Annotated in this window: 15 protein-coding genes; 12 read left to right on the top strand and 3 right to left on the bottom strand. The window is 70.0% G+C overall.

The features are described 5' to 3' along the window. The first annotated feature begins 111 nt into the window (after positions 1 to 111). On the top strand, positions 112 to 1779 hold the full coding sequence (locus AACZ75_RS13600) for an MFS transporter (protein WP_339873576.1): 1668 nt from the start codon (positions 112 to 114) through the stop codon (positions 1777 to 1779). A gap of 15 nt (positions 1780 to 1794) precedes the next feature. On the opposite strand, the gene AACZ75_RS13595 is transcribed toward AACZ75_RS13600, so the two are convergent. Together AACZ75_RS13595 and AACZ75_RS13590 are read right to left on the bottom strand one after the other, a co-directional pair. Continuing rightward, positions 1795 to 2298, bottom strand: a complete 504-nt coding sequence (locus tag AACZ75_RS13595) for a hypothetical protein (RefSeq protein WP_339873574.1) — start codon at positions 2296 to 2298, stop codon at positions 1795 to 1797. Positions 2299 to 2355: 57 nt separating this feature from the next. Next, entirely contained in the window at positions 2356 to 2832 is a 477-nt protein-coding gene (locus tag AACZ75_RS13590) for an Lrp/AsnC family transcriptional regulator (protein WP_339873572.1), read from the bottom strand. Between the two features lie 148 nt (positions 2833 to 2980). Here AACZ75_RS13590 and ald point away from each other — a divergent pair, with 148 nt between their 5' ends. Further along, positions 2981 to 4099, top strand: coding sequence for an alanine dehydrogenase (gene ald, locus AACZ75_RS13585; RefSeq protein ID WP_339873571.1), 1119 nt, complete (start codon positions 2981 to 2983; stop codon positions 4097 to 4099). 58 nt (positions 4100 to 4157) lie between these two features. On the opposite strand, the gene AACZ75_RS13580 is transcribed toward ald, so the two are convergent. Then, positions 4158 to 4895 (bottom strand): hypothetical protein, encoded by a 738-nt coding sequence (locus AACZ75_RS13580; RefSeq protein WP_339873570.1) that lies wholly within the window; start codon positions 4893 to 4895, stop codon positions 4158 to 4160. A 123-nt stretch (positions 4896 to 5018) separates the two neighbouring features. Here AACZ75_RS13580 and obgE point away from each other — a divergent pair, with 123 nt between their 5' ends. The 10 genes from obgE (at position 5019) to AACZ75_RS13530 (ending at position 14812) form a co-directional block, all read left to right on the top strand. After that, positions 5019 to 6071 carry a GTPase ObgE gene (obgE, locus tag AACZ75_RS13575; RefSeq protein WP_339873569.1) on the top strand — a complete coding sequence of 351 codons (1053 nt, stop codon included), beginning with the start codon at positions 5019 to 5021 and terminating at the stop codon, positions 6069 to 6071. A gap of 17 nt (positions 6072 to 6088) precedes the next feature. Next, positions 6089 to 7216, top strand: a complete 1128-nt coding sequence (gene proB, locus AACZ75_RS13570; RefSeq protein WP_339873720.1) for a glutamate 5-kinase — start codon at positions 6089 to 6091, stop codon at positions 7214 to 7216. An 86-nt stretch (positions 7217 to 7302) separates the two neighbouring features. Continuing rightward, positions 7303 to 8607: a glutamate-5-semialdehyde dehydrogenase gene (locus tag AACZ75_RS13565; protein WP_339873568.1), complete on the top strand. Its 1305-nt coding sequence runs from the start codon at positions 7303 to 7305 to the stop codon at positions 8605 to 8607. Positions 8608 to 8709: 102 nt separating this feature from the next. Further along, positions 8710 to 9387 (top strand): nicotinate-nucleotide adenylyltransferase, encoded by a 678-nt coding sequence (locus AACZ75_RS13560; protein WP_339873567.1) that lies wholly within the window; start codon positions 8710 to 8712, stop codon positions 9385 to 9387. 117 nt (positions 9388 to 9504) lie between these two features. Further along, positions 9505 to 9906 (top strand): ribosome silencing factor, encoded by a 402-nt coding sequence (gene rsfS / locus AACZ75_RS13555; protein WP_339873565.1) that lies wholly within the window; start codon positions 9505 to 9507, stop codon positions 9904 to 9906. Positions 9907 to 9916: 10 nt separating this feature from the next. Further along, a complete protein-coding gene (gene rlmH / locus AACZ75_RS13550) occupies positions 9917 to 10381 on the top strand; it encodes a 23S rRNA (pseudouridine(1915)-N(3))-methyltransferase RlmH (protein WP_339873563.1) in 465 nt (154 codons plus the stop codon). After that, a complete protein-coding gene (locus AACZ75_RS13545) occupies positions 10381 to 11454 on the top strand; it encodes a peptidoglycan DD-metalloendopeptidase family protein (protein ID WP_339873562.1) in 1074 nt (357 codons plus the stop codon). Before rlmH ends, AACZ75_RS13545 begins: the two co-directional genes overlap by 1 nt. A 152-nt stretch (positions 11455 to 11606) precedes the next feature. Next, on the top strand, positions 11607 to 12971 hold the full coding sequence (locus AACZ75_RS13540; protein ID WP_339873560.1) for a S41 family peptidase: 1365 nt from the start codon (positions 11607 to 11609) through the stop codon (positions 12969 to 12971). Positions 12972 to 13076: 105 nt separating this feature from the next. Next, entirely contained in the window at positions 13077 to 14285 is a 1209-nt protein-coding gene (locus tag AACZ75_RS13535; protein ID WP_339873558.1) for a divergent polysaccharide deacetylase family protein, read from the top strand. Positions 14286 to 14326: 41 nt separating this feature from the next. Next, positions 14327 to 14812 carry an RNA pyrophosphohydrolase gene (locus AACZ75_RS13530; RefSeq protein WP_339873556.1) on the top strand — a complete coding sequence of 162 codons (486 nt, stop codon included), beginning with the start codon at positions 14327 to 14329 and terminating at the stop codon, positions 14810 to 14812. Positions 14813 to 14863 lie beyond the last annotated feature (51 nt).

The following is a 14863-nucleotide window of genomic DNA, read 5'->3' as shown; positions in this document are numbered from 1 at the left end:
ATCCCCCGACGGGCGGTCTGGCCCTTGCGCCAGCCAAACGGGTCGCTAGCATCACCGGCGCAGGTGTCCGCCAGACGACGCCGCCGAAACGACGCTCCGGGGGGACCATCGATGACCACAGACGCGACCACAGCGGCCGGCAAGACCGCGCCGGGCCTGCGCACCGTTGTGGTGGCCTCGGCCGCCGGCACCGCCTTCGAATGGTATGACTTCTTCATCTTCGGCTCGCTGGCCACGGTCATCGCCCGCCATTTCTACGCCGACGTCGGCGAGGCCACCGGCTACATCCTGGCCCTGCTGACCTTCGGGGTCGGCTTTGTCGTGCGCCCGCTGGGAGCCCTGGTGTTCGGCTGGTTCGGCGACCGCACCGGACGCAAGACCACCTTCCTCGTCACCATCACCCTGATGGGTGTGGCCACCGTGGCCATCGGCCTGCTGCCCGGCTACGCCAGCATCGGCATCGCTGCGCCCATCCTGCTGTTGCTGATGCGGGTGCTGCAGGGCTTCGCTCTCGGCGGCGAATACGGCGGGGCTGCCATCTATGTCGCCGAACATTCGCCGCGGAAGAAGCGGGGCCTGCTGACCGGCTGGATCCAGACCACGGCCGCCTTCGGCCTGATCGGGGCCCTGTCGGTGATCCTGGTCACCCGGTTCATCGTCGGCGCGGAGGCGTTCGACGCCTGGGGCTGGCGCATTCCGTTCCTGATCTCGTCCCTGCTGCTGGGTATCTCCCTGTGGATCCGGCTGAAGCTGAACGAGAGCCCGGCCTATGTGCAGATGGAGGCCGAGGGCGGTGAACGCCGGGCACCCTACCGCGAAGCCTTCCTGACCTGGACGAACGGCCGTTTCGTGCTGATCGCCCTGTTCGGCATCATGGTGGCCCAGGGGGCGGTCTGGTACTGCGGCTATTTCTACACCCGCTTCTTCATGGAGCGGGTGCTGCGGGTCGATGTGGCCCTGGTCGACCAGCTGGTGCTGGCCATCACCGTGGCCTCGGCCGGCCTGTATGTCTTCTTCGGCTGGCTGTCGGACAAGGTCGGGCGCAAGCCCGTCATGCTGTTCGGCATGATCCTGGCGCTGGTCGCCTTCTTCCCCGGATTCCACGCCCTGACCAAGGCGGCCAACCCGGCGCTGGCCGAGGCCCAGATCAGCGCCCCGGTCACCGTGGTCGCCGATCCCGCCACCTGTGCCGTCCAGTTCGACCCGATCGGCAAGACCGCCTTCGCCTCGTCCTGCGACATGGCCAAGGGTGTGCTGGCCAATGCGGGCATCTCCTACGACAATGCCGACGCCCCCGCCGGCAGCCTGGCCGTCGTCCGCATCGGCGCGCTGACCGTCGCCTCGGTCGAGGGAACCGGGCTGGACAAGGCGACCCTGACCGCGGCCCGCGCCGACGTCGACGGGCGCATCCGCGCCGCCCTGGCCGGGGCCGGCTATCCGGACAGGGCCGACCGGGCCCGGATGAACCTGCCGCTGGTGTTCGGAATCCTGATGATCTTCATGGTCGCGGCGACCGCCCTGTACGGACCGCAGGCGGCGGCCCTGGTCGAGCTGTTCCCGACCCGGGTGCGCTACACGGCGATGAGCCTGCCGTACAATATCGGCACCGGCTGGGTCGGCGGGCTGCTGCCGGCGGCCAGCTTCGCCCTGGTGGCCTGGTCGGGGAACATCTATTTCGGCCTGTGGTACTCCATCGTCTTCACCGCCATCGCCGTGGTCGTGGCCCTGATCTGGCTGCCCGAGACCCGGGGCCGGGACCTGCACACGGTCGGGGACTGAGGCCGGGCGGAGGGCTCAGGCGAAGGCCCAGGCCGCTGGCCCTTCCGCATCGTCGGCACGGGAGGGTTTCCGGCCGGGACGGCGCACGGCACGGACGCTGCGCCGCACCCCGCTCCACGGGATGGACAGCCCCGCACGGACGGCCGCGATGCGCCGGACGATGTCCGTCCTGATCGCGGCCAGCCGGGCGTTGGTCGCGATCAGGCTCATGGCCGCCACGACCTCGACATAGGCCAGCACGTCACCGGCCATCAGGAAGGCCAGTTCGATCCCCACCAGTTGCCAGATCAACGCCATGCCAACCGTCATCAGAACCAGGCGCAGGGTCGAACCCGCGAGAACCCTGCCGATCGCCTGCATGACACGGTCGCGGCTGGGGCCGTGGGCCGCACAGGCCAGGCTCAGGCCACACAGGCACAGGGGCAGCAGCGGGGCGGTGCCCGCGGCCAGACCGGGCACGGCGGCCAGTCCGGCCAGCAGGCCAAAGCCCAGCCAGACGATTGTTTGTCGGTAATCCATCGGTCCCCCCGGCTGTCTACCCGTCGACATGGGCAACCCCGGAGTGCGGCACAAGCTTCAGACCGGCAGGGCCCCGCGCTTGACCACCGTCCGCATGGCCACGCTGGACGAGACCCGGGTCACGCCGGGGATCCGGGTCAGCTCGTGGGAATGGACGCGTTCGAGGTCATCGACGTCGCGCACCACCAGCCGCAACAGATAGTCCGACCCGCCGGTCATCAGATAGCATTCGACCACCGCGGGCACCGTCGCGATGGCCGATTCGAACGCCGTCAGGGCGGCCTCCGACTGGGACGACAGGGTGACCGTGACGAAGACGCTGATCGGCAGACCGACGGCACGCTCGTTGATGATGGCGGCGTAGCGGCTGATGACCTGGGCGGTCTCCAGCGCCCGCAGGCGACGCAGGCAGGCGCTCTCCGACAGGTTCACGGTCCGGGCCAGGTCGGCGTTGGTCATGCGACCGTCGCCCTGGAGCGCGCGGATCATCTTTCGGTCGGTGTCATCGAGGGTGACGGCAGAAACAGTCTTCAATTTGCGGATCCCTTCGCAGATTCTGCGAATATATACCGCGAAGTCATCGAAAAGAACAGGAACCTGCGCGCGATAGGCCGCTAGATTGCCGCTCGCAACGCGGCCCGCCAGCCCTTGAGCGCGCCCGTCCCAGCCAGAGGAAACGGTCATGCGCGTCGGCGTCCCCACCGAGATCAAGAAGAATGAGCACCGTATCGGCCTGACGCCGACCGCCGTGCGCGAATATGTGGCCCACGGTCATGCCGTATCGGTCCAGCAGGGTGCCGGTCTCGGGGCCGGCTTCACCGATGAGGACTACGGCAAGGTCGGCGCGAAGATCGTCGCCACGGCCGCCGAGATCTTCGCCAACAACGACATGATCGTGAAGGTCAAGGAGCCGCAGAAGGTCGAGTGGGAAATGCTCCGCGAGGACCAGATCCTGTTCACCTACTTGCACCTGGCCCCGGACCCGGAACAGACCAAGGGTCTGCTGGCCTCGAAATGCGCGGCCGTCGCCTATGAGACCGTCACCGACGCCAAGGGCGGCCTGCCGCTGCTGGCCCCGATGTCCGAAGTCGCCGGCCGGATCGCCGTCTTCTCGGCCGCCGAGACCCTGCTGAAGCACAATGGCGGCATGGGCCTGCTGTTCTGCGGCGTCCCGGGCGTGGCCCCGGCGCGCGTGCTGGTGCTGGGCGGCGGCGTCGTCGGCCTGAACGCGGCCCGGATGGCCATGGGCCTCGGGGCCGAGGTCGTGGTGCTGGAACGGTCGATTCCGCGCATGGCCTATATCGACGAGGTCACCCAGGGCCGGGTCATCACCCGCTATTCCTCGATCAATGCGATCGACGAGGAGATGGTCAAGGCCGACGTCATCATCGGGGCCGTGCTGGTCCCCGGGGCCTCGGCCCCCAAGCTGATCAAGCGCGAGGACCTGAAGGCGATGAAGAACGGCTCGGTGCTGGTCGACGTGGCCATCGACCAGGGCGGCTGTTTCGAGACCTCCAGGGCCACCACCCACGAGGACCCGACCTATGTCATCGACGGCGTGGTCCACTATTGCGTCGCCAACATGCCGGGCGCGGCCCCGCGCACCAGTTCCGAAGCCCTGAACAACGCCACCCTGCCGTTCGGTCTGGCCCTGGCCAACCATGGTCTTGAGGCGCTGAAGAAGGATCCGCACCTGGCCCGCGGCCTGAACGTGCTGAAGGGCGAGATCACCTATCCGGCCGTGGCCGAAGCCCTGGACATGCCGTGGTCCGACCCGTTCGGCGTGTGGCCGCAGGGCTGATTCACAAGCCGGGGGAACGGGGGCGGCGCCCTCGTTCCCTTCATCTCCGGTGCGGGCCTCAGGCCCTGACGGATATCCCGGACGCCCCGATGTCGATCTGACGTTCCAGTTCGGCCTGCGCCTTGTCGGCGGCCTTCCAGTCCTCGTCATCGGGCGGGCGCAGGGCGGAGCGGGACTCGTAACGAATGTCATCGCGGGCCTTGCGCAGACCCGTCACCAGCACCTTCACCTGGTTGAAAAAGCCGTAATCAGATCCGGCCACGGCTTCCATGGTCGACAGCCGGTCGATCGACCGGGCCTGGAATTCCGCACTGGCGGCCTGGGCATAGGCCTGTTGCGCGCGCCGGACATCGGCATCGGCCGTTCCGGGCACGACGGCGTCCGCGACCGGAACGGCGGGCTGGTCGGCCGCCGTCTGGGCCTGGCGGGCATCGGCGATCTGACGGCGGATCACGGCCATGTCCCCGGACGAAACATTTCGGCCCCCGGCCTCCTGATAGGCGGTCACGGCCGCCTTCAGTTCCCGGGCCAGTTCAGCAGCCAGTTTCAGCGCCGAGCGTGGGTCGGCCTTGATCATCAGGCTGAGGGCGCGCATCCGCTCGGCGACACCCTGCATGCGGCGCGAGGCCATCTCCTTGCGGACGGCCCGCGCCGCCTCGCGCGGGTCGGCGATCGGGCGCGAAGCCGTGCGGGTCGCGGCGGATTCCGGCGCGCCCGGACGCGGTCCGGCAGCCGCGGGGCGCGACGGACGGGTCAGGTCTGGGACCGCGTTCGCGGTGATGATGGTCGAGATCATTCTGATCCCCGTGACAGGTCTGACCCACCCTGGACCCGGGCGATTGCGATCCTGTTAAGTCGCCGCACCGGCAAACATGCGGCCTGCCTGTAAATTGCCTCGCAGTTGCGGCATAAGCCGCGCATGAAGTTTCTCGACCAGGCCAAGATCTATATTCGTTCCGGCAACGGCGGCGCGGGCTCCGTCTCGTTCCGGCGCGAGAAATTCATCCCCAACGGCGGTCCCGACGGCGGCGACGGCGGCAATGGCGGCAGTGTCTGGATCGAGGCCGTCGATGGCCTGAACACTCTGATCGACTACCGCTACCAGCAGCATTTCAAGGCCCCGACCGGCACCCACGGCCAGGGTCGTCAGATGCACGGGGCCAAGGGCGAGGACCTGGTGCTCAAGGTTCCGGTCGGCACCCAGGTGCTGGACGACGACAAGGAAACCGTCCTGCTGGACATGGACGAGGTCGGCAAGAGCGAATGCCTGCTGCGCGGCGGCAACGGCGGCTGGGGCAACACCCGGTTCAAGGGGCCGGTCAACCAGGCCCCGCGCCACGCCAACCCCGGGCAGGAAGGCCAGGAGCGCTGGATCTGGCTGCGGCTGAAGCTGATCGCCGACATCGGCCTGGCCGGTCTGCCCAACGCCGGCAAGTCGACCTTCCTCGCCGCCGCCTCCGAGGCCCGGCCCAAGATCGCCGACTATCCGTTCACCACCCTGGTGCCGAACCTGGGCATGGTCGACCTGTCGCCGACCGAACGGTTCGTGATCGCCGACATCCCCGGCCTGATCGCCGGAGCCAGCGACGGGGCCGGCCTGGGTACCCGCTTCCTCGGCCATGTCGAGCGCAGCGCCTCGCTGATCCATCTGGTCGACGGCACCCAGGACGATGTCGCCGCCGCCTGGCGCATCATCCGCACCGAGCTGGACGCCTATGGCGAAGGCCTGGCCGAGAAGAACGAGATCCTGGCGCTGAACAAGATCGACGCCCTGACCCCGGAAATGCGCCAACAGAAGGCCGACGAACTGGAGGCCGTGGCCGGTCGCCGGCCGATGCTGGTCTCGGGCGTGTCCGGCGAAGGCGTCACCGAGCTGCTGCGCGCCGCCTGGGCCGAGGTCCGCAAGACCCGCGGCGAGATCGATTCACTGGGTGACGTGATTGTCGCCGCGCCTGAGGAGTGGGCCCCTTGACCCTGTCTGATCCGCCGCTGGCGGCCACAGCGATCGCCGCCGCCGACCGCATTGTTCTCAAGATCGGCTCGTCCCTGCTGGTCGACAACAAGACCAATGCCGTCGACATGGTGCGCCTCAAGGGTCTCGCCGCGGACATCGCCGACTGGAAGGCCGAGGGCAAGCAGGTGATGATCGTGTCGTCCGGGGCCGTGGCCCTGGGTCGCCGCCGGCTGGGGACCGCCGCCCGCGGGCCCGGGCTGGAGAAGAAACAGGCCTCGGCCGCCGCCGGCCAGTCCCTGCTGATGCACGCCTGGGAGTCGGTGTTCGACCCCCATGACATCATCACCGCCCAGATCCTGCTGACCCGCGACGACACCGAAACCCGCCGCCGCTGGCTCAACGCCCGGGCCACGGCCGGGGCCCTGCTCGACATGGGGGCCGTGCCGATCCTCAACGAGAACGACACCGTCGCCACCGAACAGATCAAATTCGGCGACAATGACCGGCTGGCGGCCCGGGTGGCCCAGATGATCAGCGCCGACCTGCTGATCCTGCTGTCCGACGTCGACGGCCTGTACACGGCCGACCCGCGCGTCGACCCGAACGCCACCCACATCCCCTATATCGAGACCCTGACGCCCGAGATCGAGGCCATGGCCACCGGGGCCAATGCCGACGCCGGGGTCGGTACCGGCGGCATGGCCACCAAGCTGATGGCCGCGCGCATCGCCGCCGAGGCCGGCTGTGCCACCCTGATCGCCGCGGGCCGGCCCAAGACCAAGGGCGCGATGACGCTGGAGGAGGGGCGCAAATGCACCCTGATCGCCCCCGCGACCACGGTGAAGGCCGCCTACAAGCAATGGATCGGCGGTTCGCTGGCGACGCGCGGCGAACTGGTCGTCGACAAGGGCTGCGCCCGGGCCCTGGCCCGCGGCAAGTCCCTGCTGGCGGTCGGCGTGCTGTCGGCGACCGGCGACTTCGGCAAGGGCGACCCCGTCGAGATCCTCGACGAACGCGGCGTCGAGATCGCCCGTGGCCTGGTGCGTTTCGACGCCAAGGACCTGGCGAAAATCATCGGCGTCCGCTCGACCGGTGTGAAGGCCGCCCTGGGCTATGAGGCCGGTCCCGAGGTGGTGCACACGGCGGATCTGGCCCTGCGCTAGGGCCGGAACGGAAGGGCGTCGAACCGGCGCCGGGAGCGGCTACGCCTTGAATTTCAGGTGTTAATAGCCATTTGAAGGTGATGATCATGACCCAGACCAAGCCCGAAACCCCCGCCAGCATCACCCCCGAACAGTCCCTCGCCGCCGAGATGACGGCCATGGGGCGCAAGGCGCGCAGTGCCGCCCGCGCCCTGGCCCTCGCCGGTGCCGAGACCCGCACCCGCGCCATCGCCGGCATGGCCACGGCCCTGCGCAAACGCGCCGCCGACGTGCTGGCCGCCAACGAAGCCGACCTCGAGGCCGCCAGGGCCAAGGGCATGGCCGCCGCCATGATGGACCGGCTGGCGCTGGACGCGGCCCGTCTGGACGGCGTCATCGGCGCGCTGGAATCGATCGCCGCCATCCCCGATCCCGTCGGGGTCGAGACGGCCCGCTGGACGCCCGAGAACGGGCTCGACATCGCCCGCGTCCGCACCCCGATCGGCGTGCTGGCGATCATCTATGAGAGTCGGCCGAACGTCACCGCCGACGCCGCCGCCCTGGCGGTGCGGGCCGGCAATGCCGTGATCCTGCGCGGCGGATCGGAATGCCTGCGCTCCAACCTGGCCATCCACGCGGCCCTCGTCGAGGGACTCGAGGGGGCCGGCCTGTCCGCGGACACGGTGCAGATCGTCACCACCCGCGACCGCGCCGCCGTCGGCCACATCCTGACCGGACTGGACGGATCGATCGACCTGCTGATCCCGCGCGGCGGCCGCTCGCTGGTCGAGCGGGTCAAGGCCGACGCCCGGGTCTCGGTGCTGGGCCACCTGGAAGGCGTCAACCACGTCTATGTCCACGAAAGCGCCGATCCGGCCACCGCCCGCGCCATCGCCGTCAACGCCAAGATGCGCCGGGTTTCCGTGTGCGGGGCCGCCGAGACCCTGTTGATCGACCGGGCGGTCGCCGACAGCCTGCTGCCGCTGATCGCCGCCGACCTGATCGCCGCCGGATGCGAGTTGCGGGGCGATGCCGCGACCCGCGCCCTGGTGCCCAACGCGATCGCCGCGAGCGAGGCCGACTGGAGCACCGAGTTTCTGGCGGCCGTCATCGCCATCCGGGTCGTCGACGACATCGACGCCGCCCTCGACCATGTGGCGCGCTACGGCTCGGGCCACACGGAATCGATCATCGCCACCGACGACAAGGCCATCGAGCGCTTCCTGGCCGAGGCCGACGCCGGCATCATCCTGGCCAATGCCTCGACCCAGTTCGCCGACGGCGGCGAGTTCGGCTTCGGCGGCGAGATCGGCATCTCGACCGACCGGCTGCACGCGCGCGGGCCCGTCGGGGCCGAGCAGCTGACCAGCTTCAAATATGCCATCCGCGGCAAGGGTCAGACCCGGCCCTGAGGCCCGTCCTCGCGGCAATGACCGGGGGACGACGATAGAGGCGCGACAGGGGACCGGGCGCGTGTTAGCTCCCCTGTGAGCATAAGTCCGCGCGAGCCCGCCTTGTCCTTCTTCCATGCCGGTCCGGCCGCACAGGCCTTCGGTCCCCGTCCGGGGGCGCTGAGAGACGGGCTCAACCTGGCTCCGGGCATGCGCGTCGGTCTGTTCGGCGGCTCGTTCAACCCGGCTCACGACGGACACGCCCACGTCGCCGAAACCGCCATGCGCCGCCTCGATCTCGACCGCGTCATCTGGCTGGTCTCGAAGCAGAACCCGCTGAAGGACACCGCCGATACCGCGCCGCTGGCCGAGCGCATGGCCTCGGCCCGCGCCGCCGCCGCGATGGCGGCCTCGGGTCACGCGATGGTGGTCTCGGATGTCGAGAGCCGCATTCGCACCGGCTGGACGATCGATACCCTGCGCGCCCTGACGGCCCGGCATCCGGGCGTCCATTTCGTCTGGCTGATGGGATCGGACAACCTGGCCACCTTCCACCTGTGGCGCGGCTGGACCGACATCATGCGGCTGATGCCGGTGGCGGTGATCGCCCGCCCCGGCAGCCTGTTCAACAGCCGGACCGCCCCGGCGGCGCGACGCTTCGCCGCCTTTCGGCTGCCGGCCGAACAGGCCCGGCTGCTGCCGACCGCCGGAACCCCGGCCTGGACCTATCTGCCGGCCCCGTTGAACCCGCGATCCTCGACCGCGATCCGGGCCGCGCGGCTGCAACTGCCGACCGCGTGACGGCGGCCGCTGTTCGTGCTAGAAGGCCGCTTTATTGAACCTCCCCGGAGCCCTCCGCTGACCCCCTCGCCCGCGCACGATGCGCAAGACAGCACCGCCTCGAACGCGGCGCATGAGATGGACCCGATCGAATCCATCCATAATGAAGACGGTCTGCAGGCTCCCCTTCCCGTCGGCTCGACCCCTCTGGAACAGGCCATCCTGTCCAAGCTCGACGAGGACAAGGCCCAGGACATCGTTCTGATCGACCTCAAGGGCAAGAGCCCGATGGCCGACACCATGATCGTCGCCTCCGGACGGTCGCACCGTCACGTCGGAGCCCTGGCCGACCACCTGCAGCGGACGATCAAGGAATTCGGGCTGGGCAAGGCCAAGATCGAAGGCATGCCGCATTGCGACTGGGTGCTGATCGATGCCGGTGACGTCATCGTCCACCTGTTCCGGCCCGAGGTGCGGACCTTCTACAACATCGAGAAGATCTGGTCGGTCGACAGCGGTCACCGCGTCTCCTCCACCTGAGTTCGCCTGAATGAAGCTGGCCATCCTCGCGATCGGCAAGCCGGGGCGCGGGCCGGAGGCGACCCTGGCCGCCGACTATGCCGAGCGGACCAGCCTGGCCGGCCGCGCCCTCGGTCTGGGGCCGATGGAACTGGTCGACCTGGAACCGCGCAAGACCGGCAAGGCCCCCGAGGCCGAGCTGATCCTCAGGGCCGCCGAGGGTGCCCATCTGATCGCCTGCGACGAGCGCGGCAAGACCTTCGCCAGCCGCGCCTTCGCCGACCATGTCGCCGAACTGCGGGATCGGGGTGAGCGCCGGCTGGTGTTCGCCATCGGCGGGGCCGACGGCCTCGACCGCAGCGTGCTGGACACCGCCGCCTCGACCCTGGCCTTCGGACCCCAGACCTGGCCCCACGCCCTGGCCCGGGCCATGCTGGCCGAGCAGCTGTACCGAGCCATGACCATCCTGGCCGGTTCGCCCTATCATCGCGACTGATGCGTCGCGCCCTCATCCTCACCGTCCTCGGCCTGCTCATCGCCGCCCCGGCCATCGGCCAGCCCGCGACGGTCGGTGAGGTGCCGCGCCTGCAGGCCGAGTATCGCGACGAACAGGCCCGCGCCCGTCGCCTGCGCGCCGAGGCGGCCGAGGCCGCGGCCGAAATCGCCACCCTGGACGGTCAGCTGACCCGACTGCGGACCGCCGTGGACACCGACGACCGTCAGATCACCGCCCAGCGCGCCCGGCTGCGCGAACTGGGCAGCCGCGAGGCGGCCCTGACCGCCGACCTGTCGCGCGTCCGGGGGCGGCAGTCGCGCCTGCTGTCGGCCCTGCAGATGATGAGCCGTCGCCCGCCGCCACCGCTGCTGATCCCGGCGTCGCGCGCGACGGATACCGTGCGGGCCGCCATTCTGCTCAAGGCCATGGCTCCCGAGCTGCGGGCGCGGGTCGCGGTGCTGACCGAACAGCAGACCGAGATCAGCCGGGTGCGGCGGCTGGCGGTGCTGTCGAGCGAACGGCTGTTCACCGTCGAGAGCGCCCAGGGCGACCGTCGCGCCGAGATCGAGAGCCTGTCCGCCCGCAAGCGGGCCCTGCAGACCGTGTTGCGCAGTGAGGCCCAGCAGGCCGAACGCGCCGCCGGCGTCCTGCAGGCCCGCATCCGCAGCCTCGGCGGGGTCGTTCCGACCGGCGATCCCGATCGAGTCAGTCCCACGACCCGGCTGCCGGCCGGGCGCAACCGGCTGACGGCCCCGGTCAGTGGCCGTCCGTCCGAACGCTTCGGCCCGGGAAGCGACGGCTGGCGCTGGCGGGCCGACCGCAGGGAGGTTGCCGCCCCGGCCAATGCCCGGGTGGCCTATGCGGGCCCGCTGGACGACTGGGGCCAGGTCGTCATCCTCGACCTCGGTCCGGGCTGGCGCGCGGTGGTGGCGGGGCTCGAGGCCCTGTCCGTGACGGCCGGGGACCGGGTCAGCGACGGCCAGGCCCTGGGGCGCAGCGGCGAGGACGGGGAGGTCTATTTCGGCCTCAGGCGCGACGAACGGTCGATCGACCCGGCCCCCTGGCTGCAATGACCGGACCCGCCGAGGTGCGGCGCAGGCGAAACCGCTTCCCATGGGGCGATGACGCTGATTTTATCGCCGGAACCCGGCACGGCCACGATTTGGTCGCGACGACATTGCTTGAGTGACGGACGGGCCGTCACAGGCCCACTGGAAAAGACCGAATGCGTAAGATGCTTCTCGTCGGCTGTGCCGTTCTGACCCTGGTGGGCGTCAGCGCAGCGACCGTGTCCCAGACACCGCGCAACGAGACCTTCCGGATGGTGGAGCTGTTCGGCGACGTCCTGGCCCTGACTGAACAGGCCTATGTCGTGCCCGTCGACAACAAGAAGCTGATCGAGGCGGCCCTGGCCGGCATGATGACGGCGCTGGACCCCCACTCCAACTATCTGCCGCCCTCCGGCTACGGCGACCTGCGCGAACGCACCGAAGGCCAGTACTCCGGCGTCGGCCTGACCATCACCTCCGAGGGCGGGCTGGTGAAGATCATCTCGCCGATGGACGACGGTCCCGCCGCCCGTGCCGGCGTCCAGGCCGGGGATGTGATCCAGTCGATCAACGGCCAGAACGCCGCCGGCCTGACCGTGACCCAGGTGTCGGAAAAGCTGCGCGGGGCCATCGGCACCTCGGTCGACGTCACCTTCCTGCGCGACGGCGAGGACCCGCTCGAGGTCACCCTGACCCGGGAGGTCATCAAGGTGGAGTCCGTCACCGGCCGGGTCGAGGGTGATTTCGGCTATCTGCGGATCGCCACCTTCAATGAGAACACCGGTCGCGAGCTGACCGAGACCATCGCCCGGCTGAAGCGCACCAACCCGGCCCTGAAGGGCTATGTCCTGGACCTGCGCAACAACGGCGGCGGCCTGCTGACGGCGGCCATCGACGTTTCGGACGCCTTCCTCGAGCGCGGCGAGATCGTCAGCCAGCGCGGGCGCAAGCCGGACCAGATCGAACGCTACGCCGCGCGCCCGGGCGACCTGACCGGCGGCCTGCCGGTGGTGGTGCTGATCAACTACGGCTCGGCCTCGGCCTCGGAAATCGTCGCCGGCGCGCTGAAGGACCAGGAACGGGCCACGCTGGTCGGCCTGACCAGCTTCGGCAAGGGTTCGGTCCAGACCGTGATTCCGCTGCGCGGCGGGGCGGACGGGGCCCTGTCGATCACCACGGCGCGCTACTTCACGCCGTCCGGGCGCTCGATCCAGAAGATCGGCATCGAGCCGGACCTCGAAGTCGCCCGTTCGGCCGCCGAGGCCCGGATCGTGTCGCGGTCCAGCTTCATCTATTCCGAAGCCGCCTATGCCACCGCCCTGGACGCCTCGATCGGGGCGGAGCGCCGGGGGGCCCACACCCCCTATGAGGCCCCCGGCGAGGATTTCGACGAGGCCACGGACTACCAGCTGCAGCGGGCCTTCGACGTGCTGCGGGCCGGCGGACAGCTCAGCCGTATGGCCCCGCCCCCGAACGGCGTGATCGTCACCCTGCCCGAGGGGGCGGCGGGTGCCGTCACCGCGGCGGCCCCGGCCAACTGACCGCATCGGCATGGTGAACGGCGCGTTAGGGTTTCTTAACCGACGTCGGGCAATCTGACTCTCGAAGCGGACCGTGCGCACGGTCCCTGACCCGAGCGTACCGACTTGTCCCTATTCGCCAAACGCCAGTCCGCCCTCGCCGCCGCCGCCGGTACGCCCCCGGCGCGCCGCAGCCTGCGTGAACGTGTCGCCCCGGTCCTGACCGTGATGAAGAAGCCGCCGGCCGCCGTCGCCGGGGCCGGACTGTTGCTGCTGGGGGCCGCGGCCCTGTTCCTGACCGTGCTGGGCGACCCGCGCGCCGGGACGCCCTCGGCCCGCGTCTCCCTGACCCGCGAGGCCGTCGCCCCGCCCCCGGCCCCGTCCGGCCTCGATGCCTTTTCGGCGGGGGCCATGGACCTGTACCAGGACCTGACCCTGGCCGAGGCGACCCTCGATGCGGACGGCGCGGCCGGCGGCGAGGCCCTGATCACCCTGCCCGACGGGGCCACCGTCTCGGGCGGGTCCAACATCACCGCGCCGCGGCGCGAGGCCCAGCCCCTGCCAGCCGCCCCGATCGCCGGCCTGAGCCAGCCCGGTCCCAGCGGCGCGCTGCCGATGATCGCCACCGACGGCCGGGTTCCGGCCCAGGCCTATGCGCGACCGTTCCGCCCGAACGGCAAGCCGCGCGTCGCGGTGATCGTCGGCGGACTCGGCCTGAACGCGGTCACCACCCGCGCCGCCATCGAGCGCCTGCCGGCCGAGGTCACCCTCAGCTTCGTCCCCTATGCCGAGGGTCTGCAGGGCTGGATCGATCTGGCCCGGGCCCAGGGCCATGAGGTGATGATCGAGATCCCGATGGAGCCGACCGGCTATCCGGACAACGATCCCGGCCCCTACACCCTGCTGGCCGATGCCGACGCCAGTGACGTCCAGGCCCGGATGGCCTGGCTGCTGGGTCGCGCGACCGGCTATTTCGGCGTGACCAACTATCTGGGCGACCGCTTCATGACCTCGGACGCCGGCATGACGGAATTCATGAATGTGCTGCGCCGCCGCGGCGTGGCCTTCCTCGATGACGGCTCGGCCAATCGCAAGCCCGGGGCCTGGTCCCGCGCCAGCGCCGACCGGGTCATCGACCAGACCCAGTCCCCGACCGCCATCGTCGGCCAGCTCAATGCGATCGAGGCGCTGGCCAAGGCCCGCGGCCAGGCGCTGGGCACCGGCTTCAGCTATCCGGTGACGGTCGAGGCCGTGGCCCGCTGGAGCGCCGGGCTCGAGGCGCGCGGTCTGCAGCTGGCCCCCGCCTCGGCCATGGCCCAGCGCCCCGGACGCTAACACGCTCGACCGCATCGGGGGCGAAGGCTAAGGGAAGGGCCATGACCGCCCCCGACGTCGACCTGTCCCGCTATCGTCCGAACGTCGGCGTGGTCCTGTTCCACCCGGACGGGCGCGTCTGGTACGGGCGGCGTGCCGGCAGCCAGTCCCCGCACTGCTGGCAATTCCCCCAGGGCGGCGTCGACGACGGCGAGGCCCTCGAGGTGGCGGCCCGACGCGAGCTGTATGAAGAGACCGGGGTGATCTCGGTCACGCCGCTGGGAGCCACAGAGGGCTGGATCGCCTATGAATTTCCGGACGGATACGGGGGCACCAAACAGGCGCGCGGCTGGCTGGGCCAGAAGCAGAAATGGTTCGCCTATCGCTTCACCGGACCGGAGTCCGAGATCGATCTGGAGGCCCATGGCGAGATCGAGTTCGACGCCTGGCGCTGGGGCCGGCTGGACGAGGCCTGCGATCTGATCGTGCCGTTCAAGCGGGCGGCCTATGAGCAGGTCGTGGCGACCTTCGCGCCGTTCGCGACCTAGGTGTCGAAGCTATGAAGGTTGTTCACCCGGGGGTGGGCTGAGAAGCTGGGG

Origin of the sequence: uncultured Brevundimonas sp., from assembly GCF_963975535.1 — a bacterium.
In the GTDB taxonomy this organism is placed as follows: Bacteria; Pseudomonadota; Alphaproteobacteria; order Caulobacterales; family Caulobacteraceae; genus Brevundimonas.
Note: the sequence above shows the minus strand (reverse complement) of the source record. Positions and strands in the feature narration are given on the sequence as shown.

Coding starts and splice junctions, on each gene's coding strand:
- AACZ75_RS13565 (WP_339873568.1), top strand. CDS start 7,303: ATGACCCAGACCAAGCCCGAAACCCCCGCCAGCATCACCCCCGAACAG.
- AACZ75_RS13530 (WP_339873556.1), top strand. CDS start 14,327: ATGACCGCCCCCGACGTCGACCTGTCCCGCTATCGTCCGAACGTCGGC.
- rsfS (WP_339873565.1), top strand. CDS start 9,505: ATGGACCCGATCGAATCCATCCATAATGAAGACGGTCTGCAGGCTCCC.
- AACZ75_RS13600 (WP_339873576.1), top strand. CDS start 112: ATGACCACAGACGCGACCACAGCGGCCGGCAAGACCGCGCCGGGCCTG.
- AACZ75_RS13540 (WP_339873560.1), top strand. CDS start 11,607: ATGCGTAAGATGCTTCTCGTCGGCTGTGCCGTTCTGACCCTGGTGGGC.
- obgE (WP_339873569.1), top strand. CDS start 5,019: ATGAAGTTTCTCGACCAGGCCAAGATCTATATTCGTTCCGGCAACGGC.
- AACZ75_RS13595 (WP_339873574.1), bottom strand. CDS start 2,298: ATGGATTACCGACAAACAATCGTCTGGCTGGGCTTTGGCCTGCTGGCC.
- ald (WP_339873571.1), top strand. CDS start 2,981: ATGCGCGTCGGCGTCCCCACCGAGATCAAGAAGAATGAGCACCGTATC.
- AACZ75_RS13580 (WP_339873570.1), bottom strand. CDS start 4,895: ATGATCTCGACCATCATCACCGCGAACGCGGTCCCAGACCTGACCCGT.
- rlmH (WP_339873563.1), top strand. CDS start 9,917: ATGAAGCTGGCCATCCTCGCGATCGGCAAGCCGGGGCGCGGGCCGGAG.
- AACZ75_RS13545 (WP_339873562.1), top strand. CDS start 10,381: ATGCGTCGCGCCCTCATCCTCACCGTCCTCGGCCTGCTCATCGCCGCC.